Annotated in this window: 18 protein-coding genes; 13 read left to right on the top strand and 5 right to left on the bottom strand. The window is 67.3% G+C overall.

All coding sequences use genetic code 11. From position 1 onward, the window contains the following. Window position 1 precedes the first annotated feature (1 nt). Complete coding sequence (locus tag J7I79_RS08455) at window positions 2-691, bottom strand: YitT family protein (protein ID WP_251042556.1); 690 nt, start codon at window positions 689-691, stop codon at window positions 2-4. Between the two features lie 61 nt (window positions 692-752). Here J7I79_RS08455 and J7I79_RS08450 point away from each other — a divergent pair, with 61 nt between their 5' ends. Further along, window positions 753-2,246: a PLP-dependent aminotransferase family protein gene (locus J7I79_RS08450; protein WP_214952233.1), complete on the top strand. Its 1,494-nt coding sequence runs from the start codon at window positions 753-755 to the stop codon at window positions 2,244-2,246. A gap of 48 nt (window positions 2,247-2,294) precedes the next feature. Here the strand turns inward: J7I79_RS08450 and J7I79_RS08445 are convergent, their stop codons facing one another. Beyond that, window positions 2,295-2,987 carry an SRPBCC domain-containing protein gene (locus J7I79_RS08445; RefSeq protein WP_214952231.1) on the bottom strand — a complete coding sequence of 231 codons (693 nt, stop codon included), beginning with the start codon at window positions 2,985-2,987 and terminating at the stop codon, window positions 2,295-2,297. Then, complete coding sequence (locus tag J7I79_RS08440; RefSeq protein ID WP_214952229.1) at window positions 2,980-3,612, bottom strand: helix-turn-helix domain-containing protein; 633 nt, start codon at window positions 3,610-3,612, stop codon at window positions 2,980-2,982. The genes J7I79_RS08445 and J7I79_RS08440 overlap by 8 nt, the downstream gene beginning before the upstream one ends. Before the next feature lie 168 nt (window positions 3,613-3,780). Between J7I79_RS08440 and J7I79_RS08435 the strand changes: the two genes are divergently transcribed. Together J7I79_RS08435 and J7I79_RS08430 are read left to right on the top strand one after the other, a co-directional pair. Then, window positions 3,781-4,725 (top strand): RluA family pseudouridine synthase, encoded by a 945-nt coding sequence (locus J7I79_RS08435; RefSeq protein WP_214952507.1) that lies wholly within the window; start codon window positions 3,781-3,783, stop codon window positions 4,723-4,725. 45 nt (window positions 4,726-4,770) lie between these two features. After that, a complete protein-coding gene (locus J7I79_RS08430; RefSeq protein WP_214952227.1) occupies window positions 4,771-5,409 on the top strand; it encodes a DedA family protein in 639 nt (212 codons plus the stop codon). A 15-nt stretch (window positions 5,410-5,424) separates the two neighbouring features. Here J7I79_RS08430 and J7I79_RS08425 read toward each other — a convergent pair whose 3' ends face one another. Both J7I79_RS08425 and J7I79_RS08420 read right to left on the bottom strand, forming a co-directional pair. Next, window positions 5,425-5,730 carry a hypothetical protein gene (locus tag J7I79_RS08425; protein WP_214952225.1) on the bottom strand — a complete coding sequence of 102 codons (306 nt, stop codon included), beginning with the start codon at window positions 5,728-5,730 and terminating at the stop codon, window positions 5,425-5,427. 81 nt (window positions 5,731-5,811) lie between these two features. Beyond that, window positions 5,812-6,945 carry a HoxN/HupN/NixA family nickel/cobalt transporter gene (locus J7I79_RS08420; protein ID WP_251042555.1) on the bottom strand — a complete coding sequence of 378 codons (1,134 nt, stop codon included), beginning with the start codon at window positions 6,943-6,945 and terminating at the stop codon, window positions 5,812-5,814. 137 nt (window positions 6,946-7,082) lie between these two features. On the opposite strand from J7I79_RS08420, the gene J7I79_RS08415 reads away from it, so the two are divergent. Genes J7I79_RS08415 through J7I79_RS08375 form a run of 10 tightly spaced genes read left to right on the top strand, consistent with a single transcriptional unit; the run spans window position 7,083 to window position 15,628 of the window. Beyond that, a complete protein-coding gene (locus tag J7I79_RS08415; protein WP_214952223.1) occupies window positions 7,083-7,412 on the top strand; it encodes a hydrogenase maturation nickel metallochaperone HypA in 330 nt (109 codons plus the stop codon). 3 nt (window positions 7,413-7,415) lie between these two features. Next, window positions 7,416-8,336, top strand: coding sequence for a hydrogenase nickel incorporation protein HypB (gene hypB / locus J7I79_RS08410; protein ID WP_214952221.1), 921 nt, complete (start codon window positions 7,416-7,418; stop codon window positions 8,334-8,336). A 21-nt stretch (window positions 8,337-8,357) separates the two neighbouring features. Next, window positions 8,358-9,416: a hydrogenase expression protein HypE gene (locus tag J7I79_RS08405; protein ID WP_214952219.1), complete on the top strand. Its 1,059-nt coding sequence runs from the start codon at window positions 8,358-8,360 to the stop codon at window positions 9,414-9,416. Window positions 9,417-9,443: 27 nt separating this feature from the next. Next, window positions 9,444-11,237 (top strand): nickel-dependent hydrogenase large subunit, encoded by a 1,794-nt coding sequence (locus J7I79_RS08400; RefSeq protein ID WP_214952217.1) that lies wholly within the window; start codon window positions 9,444-9,446, stop codon window positions 11,235-11,237. A 5-nt stretch (window positions 11,238-11,242) separates the two neighbouring features. After that, complete coding sequence (locus tag J7I79_RS08395) at window positions 11,243-12,226, top strand: NifU family protein (RefSeq protein WP_214952214.1); 984 nt, start codon at window positions 11,243-11,245, stop codon at window positions 12,224-12,226. A gap of 1 nt (window position 12,227) precedes the next feature. Then, a complete protein-coding gene (locus J7I79_RS08390) occupies window positions 12,228-12,935 on the top strand; it encodes a DUF5947 family protein (RefSeq protein WP_214952213.1) in 708 nt (235 codons plus the stop codon). Next, the gene (locus J7I79_RS08385; RefSeq protein ID WP_214952211.1) at window positions 12,932-13,588 is read left to right on the top strand and encodes a DUF6084 family protein; all 657 of its coding nucleotides are present in this window, start codon (window positions 12,932-12,934) and stop codon (window positions 13,586-13,588) included. The genes J7I79_RS08390 and J7I79_RS08385 overlap by 4 nt, the downstream gene beginning before the upstream one ends. After that, window positions 13,585-14,997, top strand: a complete 1,413-nt coding sequence (locus J7I79_RS08380) for a hypothetical protein (protein WP_214952210.1) — start codon at window positions 13,585-13,587, stop codon at window positions 14,995-14,997. Before J7I79_RS08385 ends, J7I79_RS08380 begins: the two co-directional genes overlap by 4 nt. After that, window positions 14,994-15,113 (top strand): DUF6893 family small protein, encoded by a 120-nt coding sequence (locus tag J7I79_RS24925; RefSeq protein WP_374953651.1) that lies wholly within the window; start codon window positions 14,994-14,996, stop codon window positions 15,111-15,113. The genes J7I79_RS08380 and J7I79_RS24925 overlap by 4 nt, the downstream gene beginning before the upstream one ends. Continuing rightward, window positions 15,110-15,628 (top strand): hydrogenase maturation protease, encoded by a 519-nt coding sequence (locus J7I79_RS08375; protein WP_214952208.1) that lies wholly within the window; start codon window positions 15,110-15,112, stop codon window positions 15,626-15,628. Before J7I79_RS24925 ends, J7I79_RS08375 begins: the two co-directional genes overlap by 4 nt. Window position 15,629: the final 1 nt, after the last annotated feature.

The raw sequence follows: 15,629 nt of genomic DNA, 5'->3' as shown, positions 1-15,629 counted from the left end.
CTCAGGCGGCCGTCACCGCAGCCTGGGACTGCTCCCCTGCCCCGGGTCCGCTGGCTTCATCGGAACCCGTGCCAGCACCCTTGCCGACACCCTCGCCGACACGGGCCTTCCGTGCCTCCGGCACGGTGAACCGCGGCAACAGCAGCTGAACCAGCGGGCCGATGGCCAGTGCGTAAACCACCGTGCCTACCCCCACGGAGCCGCCCAGCAGCCAGCCCGTGCCCAGAACGACGATTTCGATTCCGGTCCGCGAGGTACGGACCGACCAGCCGGTCCGCCGCGCCAGCCCGGTCATGAGTCCGTCGCGGGCGCCGGGGCCGAACCGGGCTCCGATGTAGCAGGCCGACGCGATCCCGTTCAGCAGCACGGCACCCGCCAGCATGCCGATCTGGCCGCCCAGGTGCGAGAACTCCGGAATCAGCGCCAGCCCCACATCCGCGAAAACACCCACCAGGACGGCGTTGCACAGGGTGCCGAACCCGGGCCGCTGCCGCAGCGGAATCCACAGGAGCAGGACGAGGAAGCTGACGATGACAACCACCGCTCCGATGGAGAGTCCGGTTTTACCCGCCACGCCCTGGTGGAAAACATCCCAGGGGTCAAGGCCAAGTCCGGCACGGATGAACATGGCCAGCGATATGCCGTACATGGCCAGGCCGGTGAACAGTTGAAGGAGTCTGCGGGTCATCATGAGATCCATCCTCCGTCAAAACTGGCCTTGCAATCCATATCCAGTTTGAGATACTGGCTACATGTCCGGCTCCCTGAACCCCACTGCACTGGCACGGCTCCTCGGCGAATGGAACCGCGGTGCGGCGCCCGCCTACCGCGAGCTGGCCGACGTCGTACGCCTGCTGGTCCTGGACGGCCGCGTCCCGCTGGACGTGGCGCTGCCCAGCGAGCGGGCACTGGCCGAAACCCTGGGGGTCAGCCGGACCACCGTGACTGCCGCCTACTCCAGCCTGCGTGCACAGGGATTCCTCAGCAGCCGGCAGGGCAGCCGGGGCCGGACCTGCATTCCCCGGCGGATGCCGGCGGGCACCAACGGCCCCGGCGGTGCCACCGACCTGATCAGCCCAAACGCCCTGGCCGGAGCGCCGGGACTAGCGCCGCCGCCCGGCCTGCTCGACCTTGCCTACGCGTCCCTGCCGGCCAGCGGCGAAGTGGTGCACCGCGCCTTCGCGGCCGCGCTGACGGAGCTCCCGGCGCTGCTTCCGGGATTTGGCTACGACGCCATTGGCATTGCACCGCTCCGTGAGGCGATCGCTGCCCGGTATTCCGACGCCGGGGTTCCCACCACGGCAGACCAGATCCTGGTGACGTCAGGCGCGCAGCATGCGCTGAACATCGTGCTCCGCACCCTGGCCGGCCGGCAGGACAAGGTGCTCGTGGACCATCCCACCTATCCGCACGCCCTGGATGCCATCCACGCCAGTGGCTGCCGGCCGGTGCCTGTAGCCCTCCCGCACGGGCACGGCTGGGACGTGGACGGCATGGAAGCCGCCATGATGCAGCAGCGCCCCAAGATGGCCTACGTCGTGCCGGATTTCCACAACCCCACCGGCCGGATGATGTCCGACGCCCAGCGCCACAGGCTCGTTCAGGCCGCCGCCGCAGCCGGAACGGTGCTGGTGGTGGACGAGACGCTGCGCGAGCTGAATCTCGACGGCGTCTCCACGGCCCCGGTGGCGGCCATCAGTCCGGCGGTGGTAACCATCGGGTCCCTGAGCAAGTCGCACTGGGCCGGGCTGCGCACCGGCTGGATCCGGGCCGGCAGATCCCTGATCCAGCGCTTCGCCGCCACCCGGACCACCATGGACCTGGGCGGGCCCGTGGTGGAACAGCTGGCTGCTGCGCACCTGGTCCGGTCGCTCGCGGAACCGCTGCCGGCCCGGCTGGAGGCCCTGCGCGGGAACCGGGCCGCGCTGCTTGAGCTGATCGGCGGGATCCTCCCGGACTGGCAGCCGGAACGGCCCGACGGCGGGCTAAGCATTTGGTGCCGGCTGCCGGCGCCGATCAGCACAGCACTGACGGTCATCGGCCCCGACGTTGGGGTCAGGCTGGCAGCCGGGCCCAGGTTCGGCGTGGGCGGGGCCTTCGAGCACTACCTGCGCGTCCCTTTCACTCTTCCGCCTGCGCAGTTGGAGACCGCTGTCCTGGCCATTCGCTCGGCCCAGGACAGGCTCGACGCCGCACCCCAGCTGCGGCGCAGCCTCCGGCACACGCCCGCCGTCGCCATCGCCTGACCCCCTGCGGGCTCACGGGGCGGGCACCGACAGCCAACCCCGCGAGTGCTACGCGTAGACCTTCTCGAGGTAGTCACCCCAAGCCTCGGCTGTGGCCTCCGGATCCCCGCTGCCGCTGAAATCGTGGACGGTCATGCCCACCGGGGCACCGAACACGTTGCGGCCAAAGAACCGGTACATGGTGTCCGCGGTCCGCAGGCCCAGGAAGTTCTCGTTGGAGAAGTCCACCTGCCCCCTGAGCCGGCCGACGCCGTCGACCTCCACATCGAACGTGTCACCCTGCGGCGCGGCCTCCACGCCGAGGGCCTTCTTCAGCTGCACAAAGCCTTCCGGCGTCTGGGAAGCGGAGGGGCCCTGGATGTCCGTGAACACCACGGGCTGGCCGTCGAAGTACTTCAGGTACTGCCCCAGTGTGTGGAGATAGAACTCCGTGTGCTTGCTCGCGCCGTCGTACTGCTGGTCCCAGTTGTCCGCGAAGATGCCGCTGTGCACGTAATGGAGCCGGGCCCGGCCGCCGTCGAGCGGTTCCAAAACATGCTCCAGCTGGTTGAACCAGCCGTCGGGCCCGTCCATGCGGGACACCAGGTGCTGCGGGTACTCCTCGACGGTCTTGACGTCCGGCCACTGGTCAGTCGGGAACATCCAGCCGGGCGTGCCCTTGGTGACGGCTTCCCAGACACGCTCCGGGGTGCCGGGCAGCTCGGTGTCGTAAACAATCTCGAATTTACGGTCGTCAGTCATTGTCCTGCTCCTTTTCCGTTTCCCCGGACGGGGTGGTTTTGCTTGGTTGTTTGAGTGCGGGATGAAGCGCGACGACGATCCGGTGCTTCCGCCCGCCCGGCCCGCCGTCGTCGTGGTACTTGTCCACCAGCCGGGTGACCGCAACGCCGAGCTCTTCGGCAAAGGCGGCACGGTCAGCCGCGGTACGGAAGGTGATCTCCCCGTCGATCGCGAACGTTGCGAGTTTCTGCCGTGCGGCGGCCGCCCCAGCGATGAGCTTCCCCACTTCCTGGACCATGCGCCCGGCGAGCGCCAGCAGCCAGAAGGCGGAGAACCGGTCCGCAAACCGGTGCGGATCGGGCGCCACGGAAGCCAGTGCCACGGGCGAAATGAGGTAGGACGCCGCGGTGGCCTGCAGGACGCGCTCCGTGACATTGCCCTTCCGGCGCTCCTCAACAAGCTCCACCAGGCCGTGCCGCTCCAGCGCTTTGAGGTGGTAGTTCACCTTCTGCCGCGGCAGCCCCACCTTCGCGGCGAGCTGGGTGGCCGAACCGGGTTCCGCAAGCTCCCGGAGGATGCGGGTCCGGATGGGGTCCAGCGAGGCTTCGGCCGCCGCCGGGTCCTCGATCACTTCAATGTCCAACATGGCTTAAGTATCGTCACCGACAATTTTATTTGTCAAGAACTTTTTTACCGTCGGTGCCATTTAGACGGTTCCCTGCCGGCTCGACGTCGGGCAGCGTCTAGGCCGCAGGGAACCGTCGAAACGGCGGCAGAGAGGACGCCCGGCGGCGCAAAGTAGAATGGACCGGTGATGCAATCCCCCCTCCCCGTGCGCGACGGCGTCAACGCGACCCGCCTGCGCCTCCCGGACGAGGGGCCCTGGGACACCGCCATGGACTACATGATGCACCGCTGGGGCCACATCGACCCGCAGGGCATCGAGGACCGTTTCGACGCCGGCGAGATCGTGGGCGAGGGCGGCGTCCCGCTGGACCGGCGCACCAGGCTCGAGGACCACACCTTCATCTGGTACTACCGCACGCTCCCGCCGGAGACGCGGCTGCCCGTCGAGCTCAGCATCCTCCACCAGGACGATCACATCCTCGTTGTGGACAAACCCCACTTCCTGCCCACCACTCCTGGCGGCACCTACATCCAGGAGTCGGCCTTGGTGCGGCTCCGGAACCAGCTGAACCTCCCGGACCTGATCCCCATGCACCGCCTGGACCGGATGACGGCCGGCATCCTCCTGCTCTCCACGAACCCGGAGACCCGCGGCAACTACCAGGTCCTCTTCGAAAAACGCCAGGTCCAGAAGGAGTACGAGTGCGTGTCCGCCGCGGAACCGGCTGCGGGACATCCCGCCGTCGACTTCCCCGTGGTGGTGCGGAACCGCATGACCAAGTCCCGCAGTTACCTCCTGGCGGAGGTCATCGACGGCGAGCCCAATGCGGAAACCCGCATTGAACTGCTGAAGACGTTCGACGCCGGCACTCACGCAAGTGAACCGACGCGCCGGGGACTGTACCGGCTTGAGCCGCACTCGGGAAAGACCCACCAGCTCAGGGTCCACATGGCCTCACTGGGGCTGGGCATCGTGAACGATGCCTTCTACCCCGACCTGCTGGACAAGGCACCGGACGACTACACCAAGCCGCTCCAGCTCCTGGCCCGCGGGATCCGCTTTGTGGACCCCATCACCAGGGAGCCGGTGGAGTACCGCAGCAGGCTTCAGCTCAGCGAAGCCCCGGCCTGAGCTGGCTGTCCCTTGCCGCCGGCGAAAATGAGGTAACTTGTGGCCATGGACCTGGCCAACGCCGACACCTGGGGAGCGGCGATCTATTTCTGGATCATCCCCATCGTCCTTGGCGATGCCATCTTCCCGCCTATCCCCTCCGAAATGGTGGTGATCACGGGCGGCGCGCTCTCCGCGGAGGGCCGCGCCAACTTCCTGCTGGTGGGCCTGCTGTCCGCCTTCGCCTCGTGGATCGGCGACGTCGTGGTGTTCCAGTTGTTCAAGCGCCGCCTCAGCCATGTCCTGGACCGGTGGCGGTGGGGCCGTAAATTCCACAGCGGAATCCACGCGGCCATCGCCAAGGCCGGGCGTTCCACCACGTACGGAGCCATCATCGGCGTCCGGTTCATTCCGGGAGGCCGGCTCGCGACGTCGGCCGCGGCGGGCATCGCCGACGTCACCACCCGGGCGTTCAGTTTCTGCGCGGCGGTGGGCGCCGTCCTCTGGGCCACCTATCTTGTAGGGCTCGGCTACTTCACGGGCTCCGCGACCAAGCTGCCGTTCTGGGCAAGCTCGCTGATCGGCGTCGCCGTCGGCCTGGTGATCGGCGGGGTGCTGGGCATTATTGTCACCCGCCGGCGCGGCAGCCGTTCGCCCGTGGACGAGCCAACCGATGACATCCGCCCTGATACCTCACCGTCCTGACGCGGCACCTTCGCGCTAGACGGGAGCCCAGCGGCCGCGGCTGCGGCGGAGCACCAAAAGTGCGCCCGTCACCGCAACGCGTTCGACGGCGTCGCGCATCATTGCTGCCGATTCCCGCGCCTGGTTGTTCTCACCGATGAATTCCGTTGCGTCCACCAGGAAGCGGAGGTTCAGTTCCGGCACCCCGCCCGCGATTTGGAGCTGGTTCGATTCCACGTGGTGCCGTGTTCCAAGGGCGTCGACGGCGGCGGCCATCACTGCCTCTGGAGCGTTTCCAGGCTTCAGCCCGGTGATCTTGAGTCTGGTCTGGAACGAAGGCATAAAAACAACCCTAGCGTCAGCGCGAACCGGCAGGTAACACCCGCAAATCAGCGTCCACGGGGCATTAGCTGCCAGTTCGCGCTAGCCGCCCGGGGAAGTGTCCGTGTCGCGGACCGGGGCGGCCCAGCGTTCCTCGATGTGCCCGAACCGCCACACTCCCAGCGCCAGGATCCATGTGCAGACGAAGAGTGCGACGACGGTGTATCCGACCGCGTCCAGGTCGACACCGCCGATGGCTGCCAGCGGGCCGGAGCTGATCCCGGTGCGTTCCACGAGGATCGAAATCAGTTCGATGGAACCGATCCCCAGGGCGACGGCGACAGACAGGGCAGTGATGACGATGTTGTAGTAGACGCGGCGGACCGGCCTCGACAGGGCCCACCCGTAGGCGAAGTTCATGAGGCAGCCGTCCAGCGAGTCCAGCAGGCTCATCCCCGCGGCGAACAGGATGGGAAGCGTCAGGATCGCGTACCAGGGCAGAGCCGAAGCGGCCGCACCGCCGGCGAGGATCAGCAGGCTGACCTCCGTGGCGGTATCGAACCCCAGCCCGAACAGCAGCCCCACCCCGTAGACCTGCCACGGACGCGTGATCAGCCGGGCGGCCCGCCCGAACACCCGGTACAGCAGCCCCGGTGCCGCCGACTGGGCGGCGAGGGCGGCCGCGCTGACGTCGTCCCTTCGCATCCGCAGCACCGACTTGATGATGCCGCGCAGCACCGCCAGGTTCAGGATGCCGATGCACACGAGGAACAGCCCCGAGACGGCGGTCCCCACAAGCCCCAGGAAGGCATGAAGGTCAGCCGTCCCGTCTGCCGTCCGGTCAGCGAGGCCCCGGATCCCGGCCGCCAGCAGCGCGCACAGGCCGAACACAACACTTGAGTGACCTAACGAAAACCAGAAGCCCACGGACATGCTGCGCCTGCCGTCGGCGCGGAGCTTTCGGGTGACGTTGTCGATCGCGGCAATGTGGTCGGCGTCGAAGGCATGCCGCAGGCCCAGCGTGTAGGCCGCCACACCAAGACCAACGCCAAACGCGCCTGTAGAAGCGGCAGGGACGTTTCCCGGGGCGACGACGCCCGCCAGCACTCCCCAGCCGAGGACGTGAAGGACGGCAACGAACGTGGCCATGCCGCCGATCGAGGCCCACTCCCGGCCCGACAGGGCACGGGTTGCGCCGCGGATTCGGCCCGGACGCGCAGCCTCCGGTTGCTTCATGGTCCAGCCTCGGGTTCCATCTGCGATTGAACTGCCATGGTGACTTCGCTGCTTTAGCGGAAGTATACGCCGGTGTCAATCGGGGTGGTTGCATTTTAACCGGGGCGAGCCTATCTTGGCAGGAAGGAGTGCCGATCATGCACGAACTCTCTATCACGCAGAGCCTGATCGACGCCGTTCTCGACCGTACCGGAGAACGGACAGTCACTGCGGTCAACCTCCGGGTGGGGCCGTTGTCCGGTGTCCTGCCGGACGCCATGCGGTTCTGTTTTGACGTTGCATCCGCCGGCACTCCGCTCGAGGGTGCGCGGCTCATGATCGACGAACCGCAGGGCCTGGCCCGTTGCCGGAGCTGCGACGACGAATTCGAACTGGCCGACCTGATCCTGCTGTGCCACTGCGGAAGCGCGGATGTCGAAGTCCTCCGCGGCCGTGAACTCATGCTGCTGTCGGTGGAGGTGGCTTAGCAAATGTGTACAACGTGCGGATGCGGCGACGAGGCCAACACCAGGGTTTCTGCACTGCAGGAACCGGCGGTGTCCCTGCTTCAGGAACCGGCGGTGTCCCTGCTTCAGGAACCTGTGGCGTCTGTTCATCCGCACGGGCACCCCCATGATCACGAGCACGCGCATGATCACGGGGACGGGCACGCACACAACCATGCGCACCCGCACAGCCACGACCACGGGCACCACCATCCCGAAACCATCCCGCTGGAGCAGAACCTGCTGGCCAAAAACGACCTGCTGGCGGCACGGAACCGGGGCTGGCTGGAAGGCCGGGGAATCCGGGCATTCAACGTCATGAGCTCACCCGGGGCGGGCAAGACCACCCTGCTGGTGCGCACCCTGACGGACCTCGGGGACCGGCTGCAGGCCGGGGTCATCGAAGGCGACCAGGAGACTTCCCTTGACGCGGACCGCATCCGCGCCGTGGGACGGCCCGTCATCCAGATCAACACCGGGGCCGGCTGCCACCTGGACGCCGACATGCTCCGGCGCGGGCTGGACGCCCTGGATCCGGAGACCGGGTCAACGGTGTTCATCGAAAATGTGGGCAACCTTGTGTGCCCGGCGCTGTTTGACCTTGGAGAAGAAGCCAAAGTAGTGATCGTGTCCGTAACGGAAGGTGATGACAAACCACACAAATACCCGCACATGTTCATGGCAGCCGATCTGGTGATCGTCAACAAATCGGACCTGCTCCCCTACGTCGATTTCGACGTCGACGGTTTCCGGCGCCGGACCCGGCAGATCAACCCGCGCACCGAATTCCTGGTCCTCTCGGCCACCACCGGCGATGGCCTCGCCGGCTGGTACGACTGGCTTGGCGGCACCAGTTCCCGGTCATCCACCTTGACTGAGTCTTTGACAGACACACTGAGCCCGTAAGGGCCTCCGAAAGAGGCAACGATGCCTACTGAAACTGCACTCAAGGCCGAAGAAGCCCTTATTCACGTGCTATGGATCAACGCAGGGCTCAGCTGCGACGGCGATTCCGTAGCCTTGACCGCGGCCACCCAACCCAGCGTCGAGGAGATAGCCCTCGGCGCCTTGCCTGGCCTGCCGCGCATCGCGATGCACTGGCCCCTGATCGACTTCGAGTGCGGCCCGCAGGAAGGGGCCGATGATTTCCTGGAATGGTTCCGCAAGGCGGACCGCGGCGAACTGGAGCCGTTTGTCCTGGTGGTGGAGGGCTCCATCCCCAATGAGAAACTCCACGATCCCGGCGGATACTGGTGCGGCTTCGGGAACGACCTCGAGACGGGCCAGCCCATCACCACCAGCGAGTGGCTGGACCGCCTGGCACCGAAAGCCACGGCGATCATCGCGGCGGGTACGTGCGCCACGTACGGCGGCATCCACGCGATGGCGGGAAACCCCACCGGCGCCATGGGAGTGCCTGACTATCTGGGCTACGACTGGAAGTCGAAGGCCGGAATCCCCATTGTGTGCGTCCCCGGGTGCCCCATCCAGCCGGACAACCTCTCCGAAACCATGACGTACCTGCTCTACCAGGCCACGGGACAGGCACCGATGATTCCGCTGGACGACGCGCTCCGGCCCACCTGGTTGTTCGGGAAGACCGTCCATGAGGGCTGCGACCGGGCCGGGTACTACGAGCAGGGTGACTTTGCCACGGAGTACGGCTCCCCCAAGTGCATCGTGAAGCTTGGCTGCTGGGGCCCCGTGGTCAAGTGCAACGTGCCCAAGCGCGGCTGGATGAACGGCATCGGCGGCTGCCCGAACGTGGGCGGCATCTGCATCGGCTGCACCATGCCGGGCTTCCCGGACAAATTCATGCCCTTCATGGATGAGCCGCCCGGAGGCAAGCTCTCGACCAGCGCCATCCGCCCCTACGGCTCGGCCATCAGGGCACTGCGCGGGATCACCACGCACACGCTGGACCAGGAGCCCAAGTGGCGCAGGCCCGGACCCGAACTCCTTACCGGTGCCAAGCGCACCTGGTAGCCACCCACTTCCAGACAGGTGAAGAACATGACCTCAACGATTCCTATGGCTTCCGGAAGCGGAACGGGCAACAACAATCTGGTGGAGATGGCGTGGGACCCCATCACGAGGATCGTCGGCAGCCTCGGCATTTATACCAAGATCGATTTCGCGAACAACCAGGTGGTGGAATGCAAGAGCACCTCCTCCATCTTCCGCGGCTACTCTATCTTCATGAAGGGCAAGGATCCCCGGGACGCCCACTTCATCACCAGCCGCATCTGCGGTATTTGCGGTGACAACCATGCAACGTGCTCCTGCTATGCACAGAACATGGCCTATGGCGTGAAGCCGCCGAACCTTGGCGAGTGGATCGTCAATCTGGGTGAAGCCGCCGAGTACATGTTCGACCACAACATCTTCCAGGAAAACCTGGTCGGCGTGGACTACTGCGAAAAGATGGTGTCCGAGACCAACCCCGGCGTCCTTGCCAAGGCCGAAAACACCCGGGCCGCGCACGAAGGCGAGCACGGCTACCGCACCATCGCGGACATCATGCGCTCGCTGAACCCCTTTACCGGAGAGTTCTACCGGGAGGCGCTGCAGGTCAGCCGCCTCACCCGCGAGATGTTCTGCCTCATGGAGGGCCGCCATGTGCACCCGTCCACGCTCTATCCGGGCGGCGTGGGGACTGTTGCCACGATCCAGCTGATGACGGACTACATCACCCGGCTCATGCGGTACGTGGAGTTCATGAAGAAGGTCGTACCCATGCATGACGACCTCTTCGACTTCTTCTACGAGGCCCTCCCCGGCTACGAACAGGTGGGGCTGCGACGCACCCTGCTGGGCTGCTGGGGCTCGCTGCAGGACCCCGACTACTGCAACTTCGAGTACAAGGACATGACCGATTGGGGCCGGAAGATGTTCGTGACCCCCGGTGTGGTGGTGGACGGGAAACTCGTCACCACGGACCTGGTGCGGATCAACCTTGGCATCCGGATCATGCTCGGCTCCTCCTACTACGAGGACTGGGAAAACCAGGAGATGTTCGTGACCCATGATCCGCTGGGCAATCCGGTGGACCGGCGCCACCCTTGGAACCAGCACACCAATCCGCGGCCGCAGAAGCGGGACCTCTCGGAGAAGTACAGCTGGGTCATGTCCCCGCGGTGGTTCGACGGCGAGAACAACCTGGCGCTGGATACCGGCGGCGGCCCGCTGGCCCGCCTCTGGGCAACGGCCCTGGCCGGGCTCGTGGACATCGGCTACATCAAGTCCACCGGCAGGAGCGTCCAGATCAACCTCCCAAAGACCGCGCTGAAGGGCCCCGTGTCCTTCGAGTGGAACATCCCGCAGTGGAGCAACACCCTCGAACGCAACCGGGCCCGCACCTACTTCCAGGCCTACGCCGCAGCCGCCGCGCTGCACTTCGCCGAAAAGGCCCTGGAGGAGATCCGCGCCGGGCGCACCAAGACCTGGGAGACTTTCACGGTTCCCGAGGAGGCCATCAGCTGCGGCTTCACGGAGGCCGTGCGCGGCGTCCTGTCCCACCACATGGTGATCCGGGACGGGAAGATCGCCAACTACCATCCCTACCCGCCCACCCCCTGGAACGCGAGCCCCACAGATTCGTCCGGGACCGCCGGACCCTATGAGGACGCCGTGCAGGGGCAGCCGATCTTCGAGGAGAACGACCGCGAGCATTTCAAGGGCATCGACATCATGCGGACCGTCCGCAGCTTTGACCCGTGCCTGCCGTGTGGTGTCCACATGTACCTGGGCAATGGCCAGACCCTCGAGAAGCTGCACTCCCCCACCCAGACACTGACCGGCGAGTAAAGGCAATGCCTGGCGACGACCGGCCCCGGCAGGCCGGCGACCGGATCGAAAGCCTCCTCGACGCGCTCGGAGCCGGCGGGGCGGTGGCCCGCGGCCGCGCGGAGGAGCTGGTGCGGCAAGTGACGGATCTGTACGGCTCCGGATTGGCCCGGATCCTGGAAATCCTCGACGACCGCGGCCAGCTGGACGATGCCACACTGGACGCACTGACCGCGGACGAGCTCGTGGCCAGCCTGCTGGTGATCCACGGGCTGCACCCCCAGGACCTGGAAACACGCGTGACCGCAGCGCTGGACAGCGTCAGGCCCTATCTGGGATCGCACGGCGGCAATGTGGAGCTCCTGGACGTCAGCCCGGAAGGAGTGGTGCGGCTCAGGCTGCTCGGCACCTGCCAGGGCTGCCCGTCGTCGTCGGTCACGCTCAAGTTCGCCGTCGAGGAGGCCATCCAGTCGGCGGCGCCGGAGGTGACCGACATCCAGGTGGTGGAGCAGGAAGCCCGCGCGGCCACTCCCGCCGTGATCCCCGTGGACGCGCTGCTGGTCCGGTTGAACCACCCGGACGACGGCGGCACGGCGGGCGGCGCGGGCGCCGCACCCGCCCCGGGCACCCCGGGTCACTGGCAGGAACACACCCCGGGCTCCTGGGAAGCCGTGCCCGAGATCGCCGGCCTGGAGCAGGGCGAAGTTGCCGGCTTTATGGTGGGAGGCTACCCGGTGCTTGCGTGCCGGACCGGGCAGGACCTCTACGCATACCGCGACTATTGCCCCCGCTGCACCGGGTCCATGGCGGGGGCCTCGCTGCAGCGCGCCCTCGCCGGTGCGGTCGGCGGCGGCCTGTTGCGCTGCCCCGCGTGCCGTGCGCATTTCGACGTCCGGCAGGCGGGCTCCTGCCTTGAGGACAGGGCCCTGCACCTGGATCCGCTGCCGCTCCTGGTGCGGGCAGGCGTGATGTCTGTGGCCGTGCCGCTCGTCTCCAGCCAGGACGCCTGAGATGACGGCCCCTGAGCTGCCCCAACCCGAACCGCGGAAATCCGGCGGCGGACTGCCCGTCGCCCTGCTCCGTCGGATCGCCGCACAGCCGCCGACAGCGCCGGCCGGCGAGCGCTGCGAAATGTGCGGCGAGCCCATCGGGGAGGCCCACCAGCACGTGGTGGACGTCGAAAGCCACGCCATGATGTGCACGTGCCGGCCGTGCTACCTGCTTTTCTCCGACAGCACAGCCCATCTCCGCTACCGTTCGGTTCCGGACCGGTACTTCTCGTTTCCGGACTTCGAGCTGGGCCCGGGCCAGTGGGACGAACTGGAAATACCCGTGGGCCTGGCCTTCTTCTTCCGCAGCTCCAAACTCGACCGGACCGTCGCTTTCTACCCGGGTCCGGCCGGCGCCACCGAGTCCGAGCTCCCGCTCGACGCCTGGGACGCCGTGCTCGCCCGCAACCCTGCCGTGGCCCTCGCCGCCCCCGACACCGAGGCGCTCCTGATCCGCGGCCCCGGACCTGACCGGCCGCAGGCAGACTGCCACCTCGTCCCGGTTGATGCCTGCTACGAACTGGTGGGCCAGCTCCGCCGCCGCTGGCGGGGGTTCGACGGCGGGCAGGAGGCCCGCGACCAGCTCACCGCCTTCTTCGAAAATGTCAGCCGGCGCAGCAAACCGGTGCATGAGGACTCCCGCGAGTCCGTGCCGGGAGGCCCGCAATGACCGGGCTGGCGTTCGCCGTCGTCGACATGCAGCCGGAACCGTACGCCGCGGCCCCGCAGCTCACCGCCCGGCTGCGGCTGACTGAAGCCACCGGCACCGCCGTCCACGCCATCGCCCTGCGCTGCCAGGTGCGGATCCTGCCGCAACGCCGCGGCTACGCGGAGGAGGAGGAAGCGGGGCTGCTGGACCTTTTTGGCGAGCGCGGCCGCTGGCCCAACACCCTCAAGTCCTTCCTCTGGATGCAGTGCAGCACCATGGTGCAGGGCTTCGCCGGCAGCACCGAGGTGGACCTGCCGCTGCCCTGCACGTTTGATTTCGATGTTGCCGCCGCCAAGTACCTCAATGCCTTGCGGGACGGCGAGATCCCGCTGGAGTTCCTTTTCTCCGGCACGGTCTTCACCAAGGGCCAGACCGGGTTCGGCGTGGAGCAGGTTCCCTGGGATCTTGAGGCTTCCTACCGCCTTCCCGTGTCCGCCTGGCAGCGGCTGATGGACGTGTACTTCCCCAATGCGGGCTGGATCCGGCTTGACCGCGACGTCCTGGCGGCCCTGTCTCAGTACAAATCTGCGCGCGGCCTGACGTCGTGGGAGGCCGCCGTCGAATCCCTGCTGGCAACCGCAGCATCCGGCGTGGGCGGTGAGCGGCGGCCATGAACATGAGCCTGAGCCTCGCCCGTGCAGTGGCCGATGCGGTCCTCTACGAGGGCTACCTCCTGTACCCGTACCGGGCTTCCTCGCAGAAGAACCAGTCCCGCTGGCAGTTCGGCATCCTGGGCCCGCCCGGCGCTGCTGAGGCCGGGTCCGGGGAAGAGCCGGAAATGTTTGCCGACTGCCTGCTGAATCCGGGGTCCGATGCGGAGCTGGAGCTCCACCTCCGCTTCCTGCAGCTTCAGGCCCGCACCGCGGAAACAGCGGACGACGGCGGCAGCTTCCGTCCGGTGGCGGAGCTCGCCGTCGGCGGCGCCCGCTGGCTGAGCTGGGACGAGGCAGTCGAGCAGGAAATCACCCTGGGGCCGTTCGCCGTGGCCCGGTTGCGCGACCGTAGCGGGCCGCTGGTGCTGCCGGTCCGGATCCCCGCGGGTGAGGACGTCGAGGAACTCAGCGACGACGACGGCCTGCCCGCCGGACGGCTGGTGCGCCGCCGCCGGGCCCTGCACGGCGAAGTGACGCTCAGCGCCGCTGCCACCACTTCTCAGGCCACCGGCCGCCCGCTGGTACGGCTGCGCGTCTCGGTGGCGAACACGGCCAAGCCCGGAGCGGAACCTCCGAACCGGCAGGAGGCGATCGCCACATCGTTCATCGGCGCACACGTGCTCCTGAGCCTGCGCGGCGCGGACTTCCTGTCGCTGCTGGACCCGCCGGACCGGGCAAAGGACGCCGCCGCTGCATGCGCCCAGCACCGCTGCTGGCCTGTCCTGGCGGGACCCGAGGGGCAGACGGACGTGCTGCTGGTGTCGCCGATCATTCTGTACGACCACCCCGCTGTGGCACCGGAGAGCTCGGTTGCCCTGTTCGACTCGACGGAAATTGACGAGATCCTCACCCTGCGCGTGCTGACGCTGACGGATGAGGAAAAGGCCGAGGCCCGGGCAACGGATCCGCGTGCCGCGGCGATCATCGACCAGTGTGAAGCCATGTCGCCGGAGGAACTCCAGCAGCTGCACGGGATCCTGCGTAACCCGCACGCTGCGGACTTCCCGGACTCCCGCGGAAGCTTAAGCGGCATCGGAGGGGAACCGGAACCGCCCGCCTGGTGGACGCCGGAAGCGGAAGCCATGGTCCAGCCGCACATGGATGCGGTCCTGATCCATGGCGTTCCGGTAGCCCGCGGCAGCCGGGTCAGGGTCAACCCCAGCCGCCGGGCCGACGCCCAGGATCTCTTCTTCGCCGGGCAGACCGGGCGGGTCACCAGCGTCCATTTCGACGTCGACGGCAGCACGCATGTTGGCCTGGTGCTCGAACAGGACCCGGCGGCGGACCTCCACGAGGGCTACGGGAGGTCCTTCTACTACGCGCCCGAGGAACTTGAACCGCTCGAGGATGGAAAGGGAAACCCGCTATGAGGACTGTAGGAATAGCCACGGTGGGCCTGCTCGTGGCTCTGGCGCTCGGCGCCGTTTATGTGGGGATCCGTTCGGTCCCTGACATCCAGCGTTACCTGAAAGCGCGGCGGATGTGACCGTCCTCGTGGCAGGAGTGGGCAACATTTTCCTGCACGACGATGGCTTTGGCCCGGAAGTGGCCCGCCGGCTGGCCGGTGACGCCGGCCGGACGGTTCCGGGCGTGCTGGCCGTGGACTACGGGATCCGCGGCATGCACCTCGCCTACGATCTGCTGGCCGGTGTGGACGTCCTGGTGCTGGTGGACACTGTCCCTCCGGTCAGCCGGGAGGCCACGGCGCCGGGAAGCATCAGGGTGCTGCGGGTGCGCCGGGAAGACCTGGACGGCACCGCAGCCTTGGATCCGCACGGCATGGATCCCGTGGCTGTGCTGGGGCGCCTTCGCTCGCTCGGCGGCGAACTGCCCGCGACCTATGTGGTGGGCTGCGTGCCCGCCGACGTCTCCGAGGGGATCGGCCTGAGCGCCGCCGTGGCGGGGGCGGTACCGGCGGCGATTGCCGCCGTCGTCGACCTCATTTCGGAACACAACCTCATGTCGGAACGGAACGTCATGTCGGAACAGAACCGGGAGTGAG

This window comes from Arthrobacter sp. ISL-69 (genome assembly GCF_018613775.1).
Taxonomy (GTDB): Bacteria; Actinomycetota; Actinomycetes; order Actinomycetales; family Micrococcaceae; genus Arthrobacter.
This window is presented reverse-complemented; position numbering and strand designations above follow the sequence as displayed.

Bases quoted from the DNA above. Each gene is read 5' to 3' on its own strand.
- J7I79_RS08450 (WP_214952233.1), top strand. From the start codon at position 753: ATGTCCGGCTCCCTGAACCCCACTGCACTGGCACGGCTCCTCGGCGAA.
- J7I79_RS08415 (WP_214952223.1), top strand. From the start codon at position 7,083: ATGCACGAACTCTCTATCACGCAGAGCCTGATCGACGCCGTTCTCGAC.
- J7I79_RS08445 (WP_214952231.1), bottom strand. From the start codon at position 2,987: ATGACTGACGACCGTAAATTCGAGATTGTTTACGACACCGAGCTGCCC.
- J7I79_RS24925 (WP_374953651.1), top strand. From the start codon at position 14,994: ATGAGGACTGTAGGAATAGCCACGGTGGGCCTGCTCGTGGCTCTGGCG.
- J7I79_RS08435 (WP_214952507.1), top strand. From the start codon at position 3,781: ATGCAATCCCCCCTCCCCGTGCGCGACGGCGTCAACGCGACCCGCCTG.
- J7I79_RS08440 (WP_214952229.1), bottom strand. From the start codon at position 3,612: ATGTTGGACATTGAAGTGATCGAGGACCCGGCGGCGGCCGAAGCCTCG.
- J7I79_RS08385 (WP_214952211.1), top strand. From the start codon at position 12,932: ATGACCGGGCTGGCGTTCGCCGTCGTCGACATGCAGCCGGAACCGTAC.
- J7I79_RS08380 (WP_214952210.1), top strand. From the start codon at position 13,585: ATGAACATGAGCCTGAGCCTCGCCCGTGCAGTGGCCGATGCGGTCCTC.
- J7I79_RS08400 (WP_214952217.1), top strand. From the start codon at position 9,444: ATGACCTCAACGATTCCTATGGCTTCCGGAAGCGGAACGGGCAACAAC.
- J7I79_RS08395 (WP_214952214.1), top strand. From the start codon at position 11,243: ATGCCTGGCGACGACCGGCCCCGGCAGGCCGGCGACCGGATCGAAAGC.
- J7I79_RS08425 (WP_214952225.1), bottom strand. From the start codon at position 5,730: ATGCCTTCGTTCCAGACCAGACTCAAGATCACCGGGCTGAAGCCTGGA.
- hypB (WP_214952221.1), top strand. From the start codon at position 7,416: ATGTGTACAACGTGCGGATGCGGCGACGAGGCCAACACCAGGGTTTCT.
- J7I79_RS08455 (WP_251042556.1), bottom strand. From the start codon at position 691: ATGATGACCCGCAGACTCCTTCAACTGTTCACCGGCCTGGCCATGTAC.
- J7I79_RS08430 (WP_214952227.1), top strand. From the start codon at position 4,771: ATGGACCTGGCCAACGCCGACACCTGGGGAGCGGCGATCTATTTCTGG.
- J7I79_RS08420 (WP_251042555.1), bottom strand. From the start codon at position 6,945: ATGAAGCAACCGGAGGCTGCGCGTCCGGGCCGAATCCGCGGCGCAACC.
- J7I79_RS08405 (WP_214952219.1), top strand. From the start codon at position 8,358: ATGCCTACTGAAACTGCACTCAAGGCCGAAGAAGCCCTTATTCACGTG.
- J7I79_RS08390 (WP_214952213.1), top strand. From the start codon at position 12,228: ATGACGGCCCCTGAGCTGCCCCAACCCGAACCGCGGAAATCCGGCGGC.